The organism is Flavitalea antarctica, assembly GCF_054461535.1.
Genome location: NZ_JBTLQG010000037.1, coordinates 41,941 through 56,793 on the forward strand (window position 1 = coordinate 41,941; position 14,853 = coordinate 56,793).

Annotated in this window: 14 protein-coding genes; 12 read left to right on the forward strand and 2 right to left on the reverse strand. The window is 43.5% G+C overall.

Annotated elements, in window-relative coordinates:
* Positions 1 to 53: 53 nt before the first annotated feature.
* A complete protein-coding gene (locus ACX0G7_RS23100) occupies positions 54 to 1,031 on the reverse strand; it encodes a zinc ribbon domain-containing protein (protein WP_458925899.1) in 978 nt (325 codons plus the stop codon).
* A gap of 225 nt (positions 1,032 to 1,256) precedes the next feature.
* On the opposite strand from ACX0G7_RS23100, the gene holA reads away from it, so the two are divergent.
* Positions 1,257 to 2,255, forward strand: coding sequence for a DNA polymerase III subunit delta (gene holA / locus ACX0G7_RS23105; protein ID WP_458925900.1), 999 nt, complete (start codon positions 1,257 to 1,259; stop codon positions 2,253 to 2,255).
* A 4-nt stretch (positions 2,256 to 2,259) separates the two neighbouring features.
* On the opposite strand, the gene ACX0G7_RS23110 is transcribed toward holA, so the two are convergent.
* Positions 2,260 to 3,261 (reverse strand): bifunctional riboflavin kinase/FAD synthetase, encoded by a 1,002-nt coding sequence (locus tag ACX0G7_RS23110; RefSeq protein ID WP_458925901.1) that lies wholly within the window; start codon positions 3,259 to 3,261, stop codon positions 2,260 to 2,262.
* 139 nt (positions 3,262 to 3,400) lie between these two features.
* Between ACX0G7_RS23110 and ACX0G7_RS23115 the strand changes: the two genes are divergently transcribed.
* From ACX0G7_RS23115 to rnr, 11 genes are all read left to right on the forward strand, one after another.
* Positions 3,401 to 4,582 carry an AIR synthase related protein gene (locus tag ACX0G7_RS23115; RefSeq protein WP_458925902.1) on the forward strand — a complete coding sequence of 394 codons (1,182 nt, stop codon included), beginning with the start codon at positions 3,401 to 3,403 and terminating at the stop codon, positions 4,580 to 4,582.
* Between the two features lie 366 nt (positions 4,583 to 4,948).
* Complete coding sequence (locus ACX0G7_RS23120; RefSeq protein ID WP_014217201.1) at positions 4,949 to 5,806, forward strand: sigma-70 family RNA polymerase sigma factor; 858 nt, start codon at positions 4,949 to 4,951, stop codon at positions 5,804 to 5,806.
* A 102-nt stretch (positions 5,807 to 5,908) separates the two neighbouring features.
* The gene (locus ACX0G7_RS23125) at positions 5,909 to 6,820 is read left to right on the forward strand and encodes a DUF4249 domain-containing protein (RefSeq protein ID WP_458925903.1); all 912 of its coding nucleotides are present in this window, start codon (positions 5,909 to 5,911) and stop codon (positions 6,818 to 6,820) included.
* Between the two features lie 134 nt (positions 6,821 to 6,954).
* Positions 6,955 to 7,920, forward strand: a complete 966-nt coding sequence (gene trxB / locus ACX0G7_RS23130) for a thioredoxin-disulfide reductase (RefSeq protein ID WP_458925904.1) — start codon at positions 6,955 to 6,957, stop codon at positions 7,918 to 7,920.
* 21 nt (positions 7,921 to 7,941) lie between these two features.
* Positions 7,942 to 8,295, forward strand: a complete 354-nt coding sequence (locus ACX0G7_RS23135) for a dihydroneopterin aldolase (protein ID WP_458925905.1) — start codon at positions 7,942 to 7,944, stop codon at positions 8,293 to 8,295.
* Positions 8,296 to 8,328: 33 nt separating this feature from the next.
* Positions 8,329 to 9,186: a DUF3822 family protein gene (locus ACX0G7_RS23140; RefSeq protein ID WP_458925906.1), complete on the forward strand. Its 858-nt coding sequence runs from the start codon at positions 8,329 to 8,331 to the stop codon at positions 9,184 to 9,186.
* Positions 9,177 to 9,722, forward strand: coding sequence for an RsmD family RNA methyltransferase (locus tag ACX0G7_RS23145; RefSeq protein WP_458925907.1), 546 nt, complete (start codon positions 9,177 to 9,179; stop codon positions 9,720 to 9,722). Before ACX0G7_RS23140 ends, ACX0G7_RS23145 begins: the two co-directional genes overlap by 10 nt.
* A gap of 79 nt (positions 9,723 to 9,801) precedes the next feature.
* Positions 9,802 to 10,434 (forward strand): dethiobiotin synthase, encoded by a 633-nt coding sequence (gene bioD, locus ACX0G7_RS23150; RefSeq protein ID WP_458925908.1) that lies wholly within the window; start codon positions 9,802 to 9,804, stop codon positions 10,432 to 10,434.
* Positions 10,428 to 10,997: a 5-formyltetrahydrofolate cyclo-ligase gene (locus tag ACX0G7_RS23155; protein WP_458925909.1), complete on the forward strand. Its 570-nt coding sequence runs from the start codon at positions 10,428 to 10,430 to the stop codon at positions 10,995 to 10,997. The genes bioD and ACX0G7_RS23155 overlap by 7 nt, the downstream gene beginning before the upstream one ends.
* Positions 10,987 to 12,072: a tetraacyldisaccharide 4'-kinase gene (gene lpxK / locus ACX0G7_RS23160; protein WP_458925910.1), complete on the forward strand. Its 1,086-nt coding sequence runs from the start codon at positions 10,987 to 10,989 to the stop codon at positions 12,070 to 12,072. The genes ACX0G7_RS23155 and lpxK overlap by 11 nt, the downstream gene beginning before the upstream one ends.
* On the forward strand, positions 12,072 to 14,624 hold the full coding sequence (gene rnr / locus ACX0G7_RS23165; protein ID WP_458925911.1) for a ribonuclease R: 2,553 nt from the start codon (positions 12,072 to 12,074) through the stop codon (positions 14,622 to 14,624). Before lpxK ends, rnr begins: the two co-directional genes overlap by 1 nt.
* Positions 14,625 to 14,853: the final 229 nt, after the last annotated feature.

Consider the following 14,853-nt stretch of genomic DNA (forward strand, 5'->3'; position numbering starts at 1 on the left):
CAAATAAAAAAGCCGTCTCGATGAGACGGCTTTTTTTTATAGTGCGGTTTTGATTAACCGAAGATTCCACCTTTCTTAAGAGTTCTTACACCTTCACCGATTTTAAAACCATTGTGGTAGATTTCAATTTTGTAATCACCGGTTTTGAAATCGCTGTTTTGCTTCCATGCAAACTCAACATGTTTTTTCTTACCAGCTTCGAAATCTACTGGTACTTTAGTAGTGAAAAGTTTTTCACCTTCTTCACGGGTTGTGAATTTACCAGAACCTAAAGCTTCTACAGCAATCGGCTGACCATCAGGACCAGTGATGCTAACATATACTTCGGTTGGACCAGTGGCAACGATACGGTTGTCAACATCAAAAGCAATAACCAGTTTGTCAACTCTTTTTGCTTTTGCAGTTACTTTCTCTTTACCGCTTTTTCTTTCATCTACCGGAGTAATTGAAATTCCATAAGCGTTAAGCGTAGACGCAACATCAACTTTACCTTCCAGTTCAGTTTTTACTGCAGTTGTAGTAGCAAGTTCCTGGGTTACTTTCTCTTTTTCAGTTGTAAGTGTTGTGTTCTTTTCAGTTAACACACCATTTTCAGCTGTAAGACGGGCAACTTCCTGCTCCATATTGCTGATCTTCTCGTTCAGCTCGTTGATCAAAGCCTGGGCTTCTTTCTTTTCTTTTTCTGTGAGCCTTTGTTTTCTCAGGATACCATCGATACGGCCTCTGAGTGTCTTTATTTCTGAATTTTTCTCAGTCAGTTTACCTTCGAGCTCATTGTTATATCCAGTCAATGAATCAAGACGGCTAACAGCAGCACCATAACTTTTTTCGATTTCAGTTTTGCTAGAATCAACAGCAACATACTGTGTCTGAAGTTGAGTTATCTGCTGGTCAGACTGATTTTTGTCCCAAAGGAAATAACCCCAGGTACCAAGGATACCTACTGCGAGTAAACCTATAATTAAGTTTTTCGAATCCCGTTTCGGTGTCTCATTTGATGGGGTGGCTGATGGATAATTTGTTGTGCTCATAATTGTGTATGTTTATATTTCTAATGTTTAGAATCCGGTTATTGGTTCCCTGAACCGGGTTACGGATATCGATTGGTCCAAAACCATGCCAGTTTTATTTTAGATCTTTGTCGAAATGCTAATTTCGCCTGAAACCCTTGAAGGACTTGAACTTTCAAAAAACTATAAAATTATTTTTTTTCAAAATGGTGATTTTAATAACCATTTTTTTAACGTAATTATATAATGAACACGGACAAAATAATCAATGAGTGGAAGAAGAAAAACTTTAAACCGGTCTATCTTTTTGAAGGGGAGGAGAGCTATTTTATCGATTTGCTTACCGATTTTGCAGAAACAAAAATCCTGAGCGAATCCGAAGCTTCATTCAATCTGACCGTGTTTTATGGTAAGGATGCAAACTGGGTTGATATCATCAATGCCTCAAGGCGGTATCCTATGTTTGCCGATCGCCAGGTCGTGATTCTTAAGGAAGCACAACAAATGCGTGATCTCGATAAGTTATCGCAATATGTTGAAAAACCCCTGGCTTCCACAGTATTCATTATATCTCACAAAGAAAAAAAGCTTGATGGCAGAACCGCCCTTGCCCGGATGATCAAGGAGAAGGGCGAGATTGTGACAACAAAAAAAATGTATGAAAACCAGCTGCCAGACTGGACCAATGACCTGGTGCAATCTAAAGGGTATTCTATCGCACCCAAAGCCCTCGCACTCTTGATTGATCATATCGGCAATGATTTGAGTCGTATAGAAAATGAGATCAATAAAATGCTGGTAAACCTCGGAAGTCGTCGCGCAATATCTGAGGATGATATTGAAAACTATGTTGGCATCAGCAAAGAATATAATCCGTTTGAATTACAGGCTGCACTGGCTAAAAAGAATCTTTCGAAAGCCATACAGATCATTAGCTATTTTGAAGCCAACCCCAAGGCTGCCCCAATACAGTTGATCTTGCCAACCCTGTATAACTTGTTTAGCAAGACCTACATGATATTCGGCCAGCAATCAAATGATGAAAAACAGGTAGCAGCTAATATCGGCGTCAATGCGTTTTTTGTAAAAGATTATATGACCACAGCAAAGAACTATGGGTTCAACGGAACCGAAAATGCACTCATCTTATTGCATTATTATAATCTTAGAAGTGTTGGTGTGAACGACACCGGAACGAGCGATGCATCTCTTCTTAAAGAGATGGTCGTTAAAATGATGAGTTAGTTCATCATGTTCTTAGAATTTGCAGTGCTTGCTGCCTGTCCGTTGCGAGTTGTTGTTTAAGCGCATCAAGGCCGGAAAATTTGAGTTCGGGTCTTAGAAATTTCCGGAGGTAAACCGTCAGTGTGCGCCCATACAGATCACCGTCGAAATTCAGAAGATTGATCTCTATGGTTCGCCTTGCCGAATGATCAACTGTTGGTCTTACGCCAATGTTCATCATGCCTGCATGCAATTTATCAAGATGCATCTTATCTATGTACCCCGTAGAATACTTTAAGAATTTCCCTGCAACATGGTCGCCTGGTTCATCCAGCTCAACAGAAACTGCATAAACCCCATTGCCGGGAATGAGTTTCTCCGGGTTCTCCACATCTAAGTTTGCCGTTGGATAACCGAGTGTTCGGCCCAGTTTGTTCCCTTCGATCACCTTTCCCTGGAAAAAATAGTCGTATCCAAGCAACTTTGAAGCCGTGTCGGTATCGCCGGCAAGAAGGGCCTTTCGTATGCCGGTTGAACTGACAGTGCTTTCATTAATAATATGTGCCGGGATCTCTTTTAACCTGAAAGCGTATTTCTCACTAAAATCTTCAAGTAACTTATAATCTCCTTTTCTTCCCTGGCCAAAACGGTGATCATAGCCAATTACGATGGTACGGGGATTAAACTTTTTGAGGAGGAACTCCGTGATATATTCTTCGGCGGTGAGTTGTGAAAAATGCTCGGTAAAAGGGCAGATGACGAGATGATCAATGCCGGCTTCAGCAAGGAGGGCGGTTTTTTCTTCGATGGTATTGAGTAGCTGAACAGACCTGGAAGCGTCTCCTACTACCCGGCGGGGATGTGGATGGAAGGTAATAATCACGGTTTCTCCGTCTATTTGATTTGCTTCTTCCTTTAACTGGGCAATTATCTGGCGATGGCCAGTGTGCACGCCGTCAAATGTGCCAATCGTCACAACTCCATTCCTGAAATCCGGTATTTTGCCGGTATCTCTGTAAACCTGCATATTTTCGACTCGTTCCTTTATTTAATCCGCAAAGTAAACATGATTTGGCTTATTAAAACTATAAGACGGCATTATTACCGTCTTTACACGACAGAATAATCAAAATCATGGTTACTTTTGCGCCAATCAAAAATCAATAATGAGTCTTTATAATCAGCGTGGTGTCTCTGCGCAGAAGGAAGAGGTCCATAAGGCGACTGAAAAACTTGACAAAGGCTTGTTTCCAAATGCATTCTGTAAAATCTATCCTGACTATCTTAATGGAGATGATAACTGGGTAAACCTTATGCATGCCGACGGAGCAGGAACTAAAAGCATTCTGGCTTACCTGTACTGGAAAGAAACCGGCGATCTGTCTGTTTGGAAGGGTATTGCGCAGGATGCTATCGTGATGAACCTGGATGATCTGCTTTGTGTAGGTATTCACGACAATTTCCTGTTTTCTTCAACGATCGACAGGAACAAAAAGACTATCCCGGGGGAAGTACTGGAAGCCGTCATAAACGGCACACAGGAGTTTTTTGATGACCTTAAACAGTTTGGAATAAACATTCGTTTTCTTGGTGGCGAAACAGCTGATGTCGGTGACCTGGTCCGTACCATTGCGGTGAATGGCACCATGATGGCAAGATGGCCCAAGAACAGGCTGATAACCAATGATAATATAGTTCCGGGAGATGTGATCGTAGGTTTCTCAAGTGCAGGCAAAACCGTTTATGAAACGCAGTACAATAGTGGGCTGGGCAGTAATGGTCTGACAAGTGCGAGACACGATGTTCTTTCACGATATTATGCAGAAAAATACCCGGAAACCTATGAGGGAAGCCTGTCTCCCGCCGTTACCTATATCGGACCATACAGGATGACCGACCCGGCTCCGTCTTCCATTGACGCAACAGGAACACTCAATATCGGCCAGCTCCTCCTTTCGCCGACCAGGACCTACGCACCATTGCTGAAAAGTTTGCTGGCGGAGCAATTCGATGATATTCATGGAATTATACATTGCAGTGGGGGAGGGCAGACCAAATGCCTGAAATATCTTCCCTCACCGCTCCGGCTGATAAAGGATAATCTGTTCGATCCCCCGGTTATTTTTGACCTCATTAAGCAGGCTTCGGGATCCGACAATCGCGAAATGTTCCAGGTTTTCAACATGGGTCACCGGCTGGAGATCTTTACCAGCGAAAATGAGGCTGGCAGGATGATCAAAACGGCTGAAAAACTGGGAATTGCCGCCCAGGTTGTTGGACGGGTCGAAGCTGCGGCAGCCAAAGAGCTTGTGATCAGACATAAAGGAGAAGAAATATTGTTTACATAAATACCGCTTTTATCGACAGTTATTATGCGCTTCTAACAGCACACATGATTGTTTGCAATAAACTTACCTGGATGTGAATTTGCCTGTGGCAGGCTAAGAGATAATGCTGGCTTGGGTTTTGCAAGAGTATTGTTTTTGCTACCCTGTGGAACTCATACAGTTAACTGTAAGTATTTACCCTAAAATGATTTCTTTTTTTTTAAAACACTATGAATTCTAAAAGTCAGACACTACATTTGTTCAGGTTCAGAGCGGAAAAAAAGTTTTAACTTACCCTTTTTACAACGTCCACAGAACTTATTGTGTCTAATAATTGTTGATCCCGTACCCCCTAAATCCGGATTAGTCAATTTATTTATTTAAGATATGAGACAGCTTAAAATAGCTACGCAGATAACAAATCGCGATTCGCAGGCAGTAGAAAAGTACCTCCAGGAAATATCAAAGATTCCGATGATCACTCCCGAAGAGGAAACTGTTCTTGCCCAGCGTATCAAGATGGGGGACCAAAAGGCTTTGGATAAATTAGTACAGGCGAATTTACGTTTCGTGGTTTCTGTTGCTAAACAATATCAACACCAGGGTCTTTCCCTGAGTGACCTTATCAACGAAGGTAACCTTGGTCTGATCAAGGCTGCCCAGCGTTTCGATGAAACCAAAGGTTTTAAATTTATTTCTTATGCTGTGTGGTGGATCCGTCAGTCTATCCTTCAGGCTTTAGCTGAACAAGGCAGACTGGTTCGTCTTCCCCAGAATAAGATTGGTACATATAATAAGGCCAACAAGGCTTATATGGCTTTCGAGCAGGAGCATGAAAGGGAGCCAAGCACCGAGGAACTGGCTGAATTACTCGAAATGAGTGAAACAGAGATCAACAACATATTCCAAAGCAATACCAGGCATACTTCACTCGATGCACCCGTGCACGAAGCCGAAGATGTTGCAATGGGAGATTTGCTCGAAGGTGGTGATGATACTGATGACGATGTTATGAAGGATTCGCTCCGTAATGAGATCCGCCGGGTGCTTAAGTCACTTAGTCCAAGGGAAGCAGAAATTGTGAACGCCTATTTCGGTCTTGATGGTGAAAATGGTGTAACCATTGAGCAAATTGGTCAGAAATACGACTTAACGAAAGAGCGTATCCGCCAGATCAAGGAGAGAGCTATCAAGCGTCTTCAGAAGGCTCGTTACAGCAACGCATTAAAAGCTTATTTAGGGTAGTAAAGTATAAAATTTCAAAGTGAACCCCGCAGCTGCGGGGTTTTTTTGTGAACTATCTGCACTACTTTTGGTTTAACGACCTCGTCCCAAAATACTGGAAGATTGACAAACGCTGATCAGAAAAGGTTTTTGCTTTATCCCGTTGTCGCCGCCGCGGTCATGCTGTTATTCCATTCCTGCGAGAAACCAATTGATTTTGTCCCGAACGAATCTACGCCGGAACTCGTGGTGGAAGCGACCATTGAAGATGGCGAATATCCGACGGTTTTGCTTTCAAACAGTTTCAGCTTTTTCAGCGAGATCTCACTCGATATGCTTGTTAATTCTTTTGTTCATGATGCTGAAATCACCATCTCGAATGGCGCTAAAACTCACCGTCTGAAAGAATACGAGGTCCCGCTATCCGGCACATATAAACTTTCCTATTATACGGTTGATTCGGCCCAGGTAGCCACATTATTCCGGGGAGAACAGGGAAAGGCATATTCGATGAACATCAAAGTAGCGGGAAAAGAGTACAAGGCCACCACCACTATTCCATTCCTGACAAAAAAGATTGACTCTCTTAGCTGGGAAACCGTAAAACAACAAGATGATACTTCCAAGGTGATCCTTTACGGACAAACTACCGATCCTCCCGGTTTAGGCAACTATATCAGGTTCTTCACCTCCACTAACGGTGGACCATTTTTTCCGGGGCTGAATTCTGTTTTTGATGATAATATCGTTGACGGCAAAAGCTATAAGGTTCAGATCGAACAGGGGGTCAACCGGAATGAAGAAATAGATTTCGAACAGTATTCCTTCTTCGACCGCGGCGATTCTATAGTTGTAAAGATGACCAACATCGATCGCGCAACCTTCGATTTCTGGCGGACCATCGAATACAGCTATTCGAGTATCGGTAACCCCTTTTCGTCACCTACCAGGGTAGTAACAAACGTTGATGGCGGTGCCCTGGGGTATTTTGGTGGATATTCGGTTCAGTATATTTCGATCAAAATACCGAAGTAAACAAGTTATTACCACACGCTCTCGTCCTGCGCAGAACTAAGCCGCAATCGGTAACTTGCGTATCCTTTCGTGGCAAGGATGAAATAGCGTAACTTTGCCAACTTTTATTAGCATTTATAAATTTTAGTCAGGATATGAAAACTTCAGATATAGAGAAAATAGAGTGTCTGATTATCGGTTCCGGTCCGGCCGGTTATACTGCGGCAATCTATGCCGCCAGAGCGAATATGAAACCTGTACTCTACCAGGGCATTCAGCCCGGTGGGCAGTTAACAATAACTACCGAAGTAGAAAATTACCCAGGTTATAAGGATGGCGTTCAGGGACCTGAGATGATGATAGATTTCGAAAAACAGGCGCAGCGCATGGGAGCTGACATACGTTTCGGCTTAGCCACCAAAGTTGATTTCTCAAAATCTCCTTTTAAGGTCTGGATAGATGAGGAGAAGGAACTGGAAGCTGAATCGGTGATTATCGCAACCGGTGCCTCTGCGAAATGGCTGGGACTCGAAAGTGAAGAAAGACTGAATGGCTTTGGTGTAAGTGCCTGTGCCGTTTGTGATGGATTTTTCTTTCGCGGAAAAGAAGTAGCGATAGTTGGAGCAGGTGATACTGCAGCTGAAGAAGCATTGTACCTGTCAAAACTTTGCAGTACCGTTCATATGGTTGTTCGTCGTGGCGAAATGCGCGCCTCTAAAATTATGCAGGACCGTGTACTCAAAACACCAAACATCAAGATTTACTGGAACTCAGAAACTGAAGAAGTAATCGGCGAAACGAAAGTTGAAAAAGTTAAGTTGAAGAACACTAAAACAGGTGAGAGCCAGGTAATTCCAGTCAGCGGTTTTTTTGTTGCCATTGGACATCAGCCCAATTCAGCAATTTTTAAAGACTGGCTTGAAATGGATGAAGCGGGTTATATAAAAACCATCCCGGGTACCACGAAAACAAATATCGACGGAGTGTTTGCATCTGGTGATGTACAGGACAAAATTTATCGCCAGGCGGTTACCGCTGCAGGAAGCGGTTGTATGGCTGCGTTAGATGCCGAGAGGTATCTCTCTGCCAAGGGGCACGATGTAAGTGCAGATTCCTATTGATATTATAAACCGATATCTTCCATGGTAACAATCATACTCGACCAGGTAAGGCTACACGCGTTTCATGGCTTATATAGTGGAGAGCCGCTGGTAGGTGGAGATTTCGAAGTTAACCTTAAAGTTCAATATGAGGCTTCCGGGAAGAACTTCGATACGTTGGATGATACCATCAGTTATGTTGAACTACTGAATATCGTTAAGGAAAGAATGAAAGAGCCAACCCCATTGCTTGAAAAAGTCGGTAAGCTTATACTGGACGATATCTATCATAAATTTCCGTACATCAAAAGTTCGGTTATATCTATATTAAAGCTACAGCCTCCAATTCCTCAATTTCAGGGTCGCGTTGGGATAAGTCTGAACCGGGTGTATTAAATCCGGATAATCTTGGTAAAATTGCATCCTGATATGATTAGACCATCATTTGATATTACCGCGCTTAATATTAATCCGGCTGAGTGGGAACAGAGCATCATGCTGCTCGAGGTATCTGCAAATTTTCTGGGTTGCGTCTGGTACAACCAGGCCAAACAGAAATTGCTTGGAGTAAGACATTACAATATTGAGGATACTGTTGACAAAGATTCCATATCCATAATGGAAGAATTGCTCAGGGACGATCTTATGCTTAATAATCGTGTCGCCAGGGTTGTAATGGTTTACCATTATCCCGATAGCACACTGGTACCGGAAAATTATTTCCAGGCAGATCTCAACCGGTCCGTCCTCGACCTTATGTTCGGAGATGCAGAAAAAGGATTGGTGATGAGCGAAAAAGTTGATGTTCTTCCTGTCTATAATGTGTATCGTATACCACCTGATATTCACAGGCTGTTTCAGCAAAAATTTACTTCGTCCAGCTACTGGCATTATTATACGCTGCAGCTTTCATTTTTCCAGGTGGAAAAAGATTCACCCGCTGACCTTGCCCGGATACGCGTGATGTTTTATGCAGATAAGTTTATTGTGGGTGCATTCAGGGATGGGGAATTGCTCATCATGCAGAGCTTTAATTACCAGACCCCGGAAGACGTAAGTTATTACCTGCTCAGTGTACTAAAGGCCCATGACGTGAGACAGGAGGATGTGGTGTTAAAAATTTCAGGCCTTATAGATGAAGACTCTATACTTTACACTGAACTGAATAAATACTTTCAGTACCTGGTGTGGGATCCATTACCGGCAGCAATCGATCCGGCAGGAATATTGAAACAATTTCCATCTCATTATTTTTCACCTCTTGTCCGGATGGCACTATGCGTATAATTGGAGGAGATATAGGTGGAAGGAAAATTAATCCACCAGGCAATATGCCGCATACCAGGCCGACGACTGACGTGGCTAAGGAGGGATTATTCAATGTTATTGAAAACAACCTGGACATTTCTTCACTGAAGGTTCTTGACATTTTCGGAGGTACAGGGAGCATCAGTTATGAGATGGCCTCAAGAGGCTGTAAGGATATAACAACCGTTGAAAAAGACCAGGCTATGTTTGAGTTCATCCGGAAGACAGCTATTCAATTATCCCTACCGCAGATTAACGTTGTCAGGATGGATGTGTTTAGGTTCCTGGAGCAATGTACAGACAAATACGACTTTATATTCGCCGGCCCTCCATATGCACTCGCAACTATTGACAATCTCCCGGTTATTGTTTTTGAAAAAAAATTATTGAATGCCGGCGGTTGGTTTGTGCTCGAACACACACCGCGGAATGATTATGAAAAGTCACCCCAGTTTTCAACAGCCAGGAAATACGGCACCACTATCTTCAGTATTTTTGTAAACAGGGAGGCCTGAAAACTCATTGGCAAGTTCAGATCTGCAAAGGCCGTAATAAAGTAATCCACCTGGTTCGCTGGTTAACTAATCAAATCGTATGGCAATCTTTTTTGTAACCGGCATAGGAACCGGAATAGGGAAAACAATTATTTCAGCTATCCTTGCCGAAGCACTTGAAGCTGATTACTGGAAGCCTGTACAGGCAGGCCTTGAAAGCGAAACTGATAGTGAATGGATAAAAAAACATATTCGTAACGGCAACACGCGGGTGCATCCCGAGCTTTACCGGCTGCGCAAGCCGGCGTCACCACATATCGCTGCAAGAGAGGAAGGAATCAACATATCAATTCAAAAGATTTGTAATGCTGTACCGGAAATAAAATGTAACTTAATTGTCGAAGGTGCCGGAGGTTTGATGGTACCCTTAAACGATAAAGAATTTATAGCTGATCTCGTTCAGCTACTGGGGGCCAAAGTAATCCTGGTCAGCCGAAACTATTTAGGAAGTATCAACCATTCACTGCTCACTGCACATCTGGCGAAAGAAAAAAAACTACCGGTCCTCGGATGGGTTTTTAATGATCAGTATCTCGACTATGAAAACGAGATTGCGGGGTGGACCAACTTACCACGGCTGGGATCTGTACCGTTTACCGCAAATGTCAATCCTGAGTTTATATCCGCCCAGGCAAAAGTTCTAAGGGAGAAACTTGAAACATCGTTATGTTAAAATCAGAATTACGGCGGGAGTATCTGAACAAGAGACTTGATCTTGAAGATGAACAGATCGAAGTATTTACGAGACAGATCAAATCGCATCTCGAAACCCTTTCATTGCCTGACGTGAAATTTTTGTTATCGTATTATCCCTTAGTCAGTCGGAAGGAATTTAATGTAGCCGTGTGTGAACAGGTGATCCTCAGCAGGTTTCCTCTTGCAAAAATAGCGTGGCCAAAAACGGATCCGGATATAGTTGGAATGGAGGCGCATCTGCTGGAAGAGCAGGGTCTTTTTGCAAAAAATAAATATGATATTCTTGAACCTATAGGCAACGCCATTGTTGCCCCTGTTTTGATTGACCTGGTTTTTGTTCCATTACTTGCCTTTGATAAGAATGGATTCCGGGTAGGTTACGGTAAAGGTTATTATGACAGGTATCTCATCAGGTGCCGTAAAGATGTAGTTAAGATAGGCTTCAGCTTTTTTGGCGCGGTGGAGCCGGTCAGTGACATCAATGAATTTGATGTACCTTTAGACTATTGTATAACTCCGAGTCGCCTGTATGAATTTTAATGCGCCACTGTTTAAACCGCTTCGGACCTTATTATTTCCTTTCTCTCTCATCTACGGTTTTATTGTCTGGCTAAGGAACAGGATGTACGACAACAATATTTTGCGTTCAACAACCTTCAACAAGCCATTGATCTGTGTCGGGAATCTTTCTGCCGGGGGAACCGGAAAGTCCCCGATGGTTGAATACCTGGTAAGATTGGTGATTACAAAGGTTCCCCCTGCGATCCTGAGCAGGGGTTATAAAAGAAGAACCAAAGGTTATGCAATGGCCAACAAAAACTCCACTGCCCTTGAGATTGGTGATGAACCGATGCAATTTTATCAGAAGTTCCCTGAGATAGCAGTCGCGGTAGGAGAAGAAAGATTGGCCGCTGTGCCGCAGATACTCCACGACCGGCCTGACACAGGTGTAATAATACTCGATGATGCATTCCAGCATAGAGCTGTTAAGGCCGGACTGAACATACTGCTGACGGATTTTAGTCATCTTTTCACCAGGGACTGGTTTTTGCCCACCGGCAACCTCCGTGACGAACGCCGGAGTTATAGGCGGGCAGATCTTATCGTTGTCACCAAATGCAGGCCCGATCTGAGCCGGCAGGAACAGGCATCCATTATCAGTGAGATCTCGCCGCGCCCGGGTCAGGAGGTTTTTTTCACTGATATTATCTATGGGTTGCCTTATCATATCCTCACCCGGGAACCGGTCAATATCGATGGGACAGCAGAGGTTCTTCTCATATCCGGAATTGCAAACCCGGCACCTTTAAAAAAATACCTGGGTGAAAAGGCCGCCACCTATTATGAGTTACTCTACAACGATCATCACATTTTCAGCACGGATGACTGGAAGGAAATTGTGCAACGTTACCATGGGATGACTGCGCGGCACAAAATTATTATCACTACTGAAAAAGATGCAGTCAGGTTGATAAAATACAGGGAGCACCTAGGCGAATTGCCGTTTTATGTGATCCCGATCCAAAGCCATTTCCTTTTTGAAGATGGCCCACGCTTTAATAATATTATCACTACATTCATTGAAGGTTTTGATACCAAAAACAACAAAAATTAATGAACAGAAAACAATCAAAAAACAAGAATAAAAAATCTTCACATTCCGACACTTTAAAAGGTGTTCTTGATATTACCAGGTCAGGAATGGGATTCGTTATTGTCGAGAATAACCCGGAAGATATCCTGGTCAGGCCAACTGATTTCAATACCGCGATGCATGGCGACATTGTAAGAGTAAAAGTAAGAGGGGATCAATCCAGGTCGGGACGCAAGCAGGGTGAGATAACGGAGGTGGTCAAACGAAAACAAATGGAGTTCATGGGTCGCGTGGACGTCAGCAAAAATTTTGCTTTTTTTATCGTTAACTCTGATAAACCCGTACCCGACATTTATATCCCTTTAAACAAACTTAATAACGCAGCAAACGGCGACCAGGCAATAGTGAGAATCGTTGAGTGGGAAAAAAACAAAAAACCAGTAGGAGAAGTCATCCAGGTAATGGACGCTTCAGATGTGAATGACCAGGCGATGAAGGAGATCCTTATGGAAAATGGATTTCCGCTGATGTTTCCTGACAGTGTGATTGAAGAAAGTGAGCGTATCCCGGATGTACTGCCGGCAAGCGAAATTAAAAAAAGAAGGGACTTCAGGGATATTCTTACGTTTACCATCGACCCGGTCGATGCCAAGGATTTCGATGACGCAATTTCTTTCCAGGTACTGAAGAATGATAATTATGAGATCGGCGTTCATATAGCCGATGTCAGTTTTTATGTTGAACCGGATACCGAACTTGACAGGGAAGCTTATGATCGTGCAACTTCGGTTTACCTTCCCGACCGTGTATCACCAATGCTACCCGAACGTATATCAAATGAGTTATGTTCACTTCGCCCTAAGGAAGACAAGTTTACTTTTTCTGCCGTCTTCGAAATAACGCAGGATGGGGAAATAAAATCGCAATGGTTTGGCCGCACTGTTATACATTCTGATCACCGTTTTACTTACGAAGAGGCACAGGAAATAATTGAACAGGAAGATGGTCCTTATAAGGACCAGATCCTTTTGCTGAATGGCCTCGCACAACAATACCGTAAAAGACGTTTTAAAAAAGGAGCCATCAATTTTTCATCACAGGAAGTACGGTTCAAGCTCGATGAAAAAGGGAAACCCATAGGAATAGTTGTAAAGGAAAGCAAAGAGGCACATCAGCTCATCGAGGAATTTATGCTCCTTGCAAACAGGGCAGTGGCAGAGGTAGCAGGTAAGGTGAAGATCGACAAACAGGAACTTCCTTTTCCCTACCGGGTGCATGACACACCGGATGAAGTGAAGCTGACACCATTTATCACTTTCGCAAAAAAATATGGTCACACCTTTGATACCTCTTCACCGGAAGGGATCTCTAAATCGTTTAACCAGATGCTGGACGATGTGAAGGGGAGACCGGAACAACATGTCCTGGAACAGCTTGGCATACGGACTATGGCCAAAGCAATTTATACAACCGAAAATATAGGTCACTACGGCCTTGGCTTTGAACACTACTGCCACTTTACTTCTCCGATCAGGCGATACCCGGATATCCTTGTCCATCGTATCCTTCAGGATATACTGGATAAAGACGCACAGGTCGACAAGAAACTGGAACAGAAATGTAAACATTGCAGCGATAAAGAAAGATCTGCTATGGAAGCGGAACGCGCAGCCAATAAATATAAACAGGTTGAGTACATGCAGGATTACCTCGGAGAGGAGTTCGAAGGCGTGATCAGCGGAGTTTCTACTTTTGGATTCTGGGTTGAAACGGTGCAGCATAAATGTGAAGGGCTTGTGAGTATTACAAGCTTACAGGACTATGATGATTTTCGCGTCATAGAAGGCGAATACAGCCTGGTCGGCCTTAGATCAGGCCGTAAATTCAGGATGGGAGATAAGGTGACAATCAAAATCGTGGCCGCAAATCTCGCTAAGAGACAGCTTGATTATGAATGGGTACTCGCGCAGAGCGGATCAGGCGCTGTGAAGAAAGCTGCCGGACAACCCGAAGCTGGTGCTACCGATGGTGATCATGTTGAGCGCGGTCATAGGGAAGAGCGGTTGTCCGACACCGAAAGATATGGCGGAAAACGGGGTGATGGGAAGAAAAGAGGCGCTATGAAACCCCGGCAAAAAGACAATATTCCGAAAGAAGCACAATCGGCGCCCAGGCCGGGTGCAGTGGAAAAAACTGAAGAAGTTAAGTCCGAAATTGAGGTATGGATACCCGAAAACCGCAATGCGGTTGCTGAAGAAAATATGCCATATAAAACCGGAGGGCAGGTGCCGGCAACTACTGGTCACCCGGCAACCGAAGCTGGTGGTAGCAAAGAAGGTTCCCGGAAGGAAAGCGCGCACGGAGAAAGTAGTCAGCGCGGACCCAGGCCGCCCAAAGAAAAGTTTAATTCCGGCAAAAGTCAATATGGTCAAAACGCGGGCAAATCATCAAACGGAAAACCAAAGAAAAATAAATCAGGCAAGCACAAAGCAGACAAAGATGCCGGAAAACCGAAAGGGGCTAAACATAAAACAAAAGGAACAACGCCAAAGTCTAAAGGACCGAAATCATAATCTATTCAAACAAAAAATTGCTACCTCGATTACCGATTGATCTTTTGACCTGTCGGTGTTGACCTGTATTTTTGCCTATGCATTCATTTCAAGAGTTGTCGGAGATTTTTTCAAAGAAGTTCAATGTCAGGCATTTTCCTACCTCGCCGGCATCCCTGTACGAACCAAATGAATATTTCCTAAGTGTCAGCGGCAAGCGCATCAGGCCAGCAATGTGCCTGATGGGTAA

Bases quoted from the DNA above. Each gene is read 5' to 3' on its own strand.
- ACX0G7_RS23100 (WP_458925899.1), bottom strand. From the start codon at position 1,031: ATGAGCACAACAAATTATCCATCAGCCACCCCATCAAATGAGACACCG.
- holA (WP_458925900.1), top strand. From the start codon at position 1,257: ATGAACACGGACAAAATAATCAATGAGTGGAAGAAGAAAAACTTTAAA.
- ACX0G7_RS23110 (WP_458925901.1), bottom strand. From the start codon at position 3,261: ATGCAGGTTTACAGAGATACCGGCAAAATACCGGATTTCAGGAATGGA.
- ACX0G7_RS23115 (WP_458925902.1), top strand. From the start codon at position 3,401: ATGAGTCTTTATAATCAGCGTGGTGTCTCTGCGCAGAAGGAAGAGGTC.
- ACX0G7_RS23120 (WP_014217201.1), top strand. From the start codon at position 4,949: ATGAGACAGCTTAAAATAGCTACGCAGATAACAAATCGCGATTCGCAG.
- trxB (WP_458925904.1), top strand. From the start codon at position 6,955: ATGAAAACTTCAGATATAGAGAAAATAGAGTGTCTGATTATCGGTTCC.
- ACX0G7_RS23135 (WP_458925905.1), top strand. From the start codon at position 7,942: ATGGTAACAATCATACTCGACCAGGTAAGGCTACACGCGTTTCATGGC.
- ACX0G7_RS23140 (WP_458925906.1), top strand. From the start codon at position 8,329: ATGATTAGACCATCATTTGATATTACCGCGCTTAATATTAATCCGGCT.
- ACX0G7_RS23145 (WP_458925907.1), top strand. From the start codon at position 9,177: ATGCGTATAATTGGAGGAGATATAGGTGGAAGGAAAATTAATCCACCA.
- bioD (WP_458925908.1), top strand. From the start codon at position 9,802: ATGGCAATCTTTTTTGTAACCGGCATAGGAACCGGAATAGGGAAAACA.
- ACX0G7_RS23155 (WP_458925909.1), top strand. From the start codon at position 10,428: ATGTTAAAATCAGAATTACGGCGGGAGTATCTGAACAAGAGACTTGAT.
- lpxK (WP_458925910.1), top strand. From the start codon at position 10,987: ATGAATTTTAATGCGCCACTGTTTAAACCGCTTCGGACCTTATTATTT.
- rnr (WP_458925911.1), top strand. From the start codon at position 12,072: ATGAACAGAAAACAATCAAAAAACAAGAATAAAAAATCTTCACATTCC.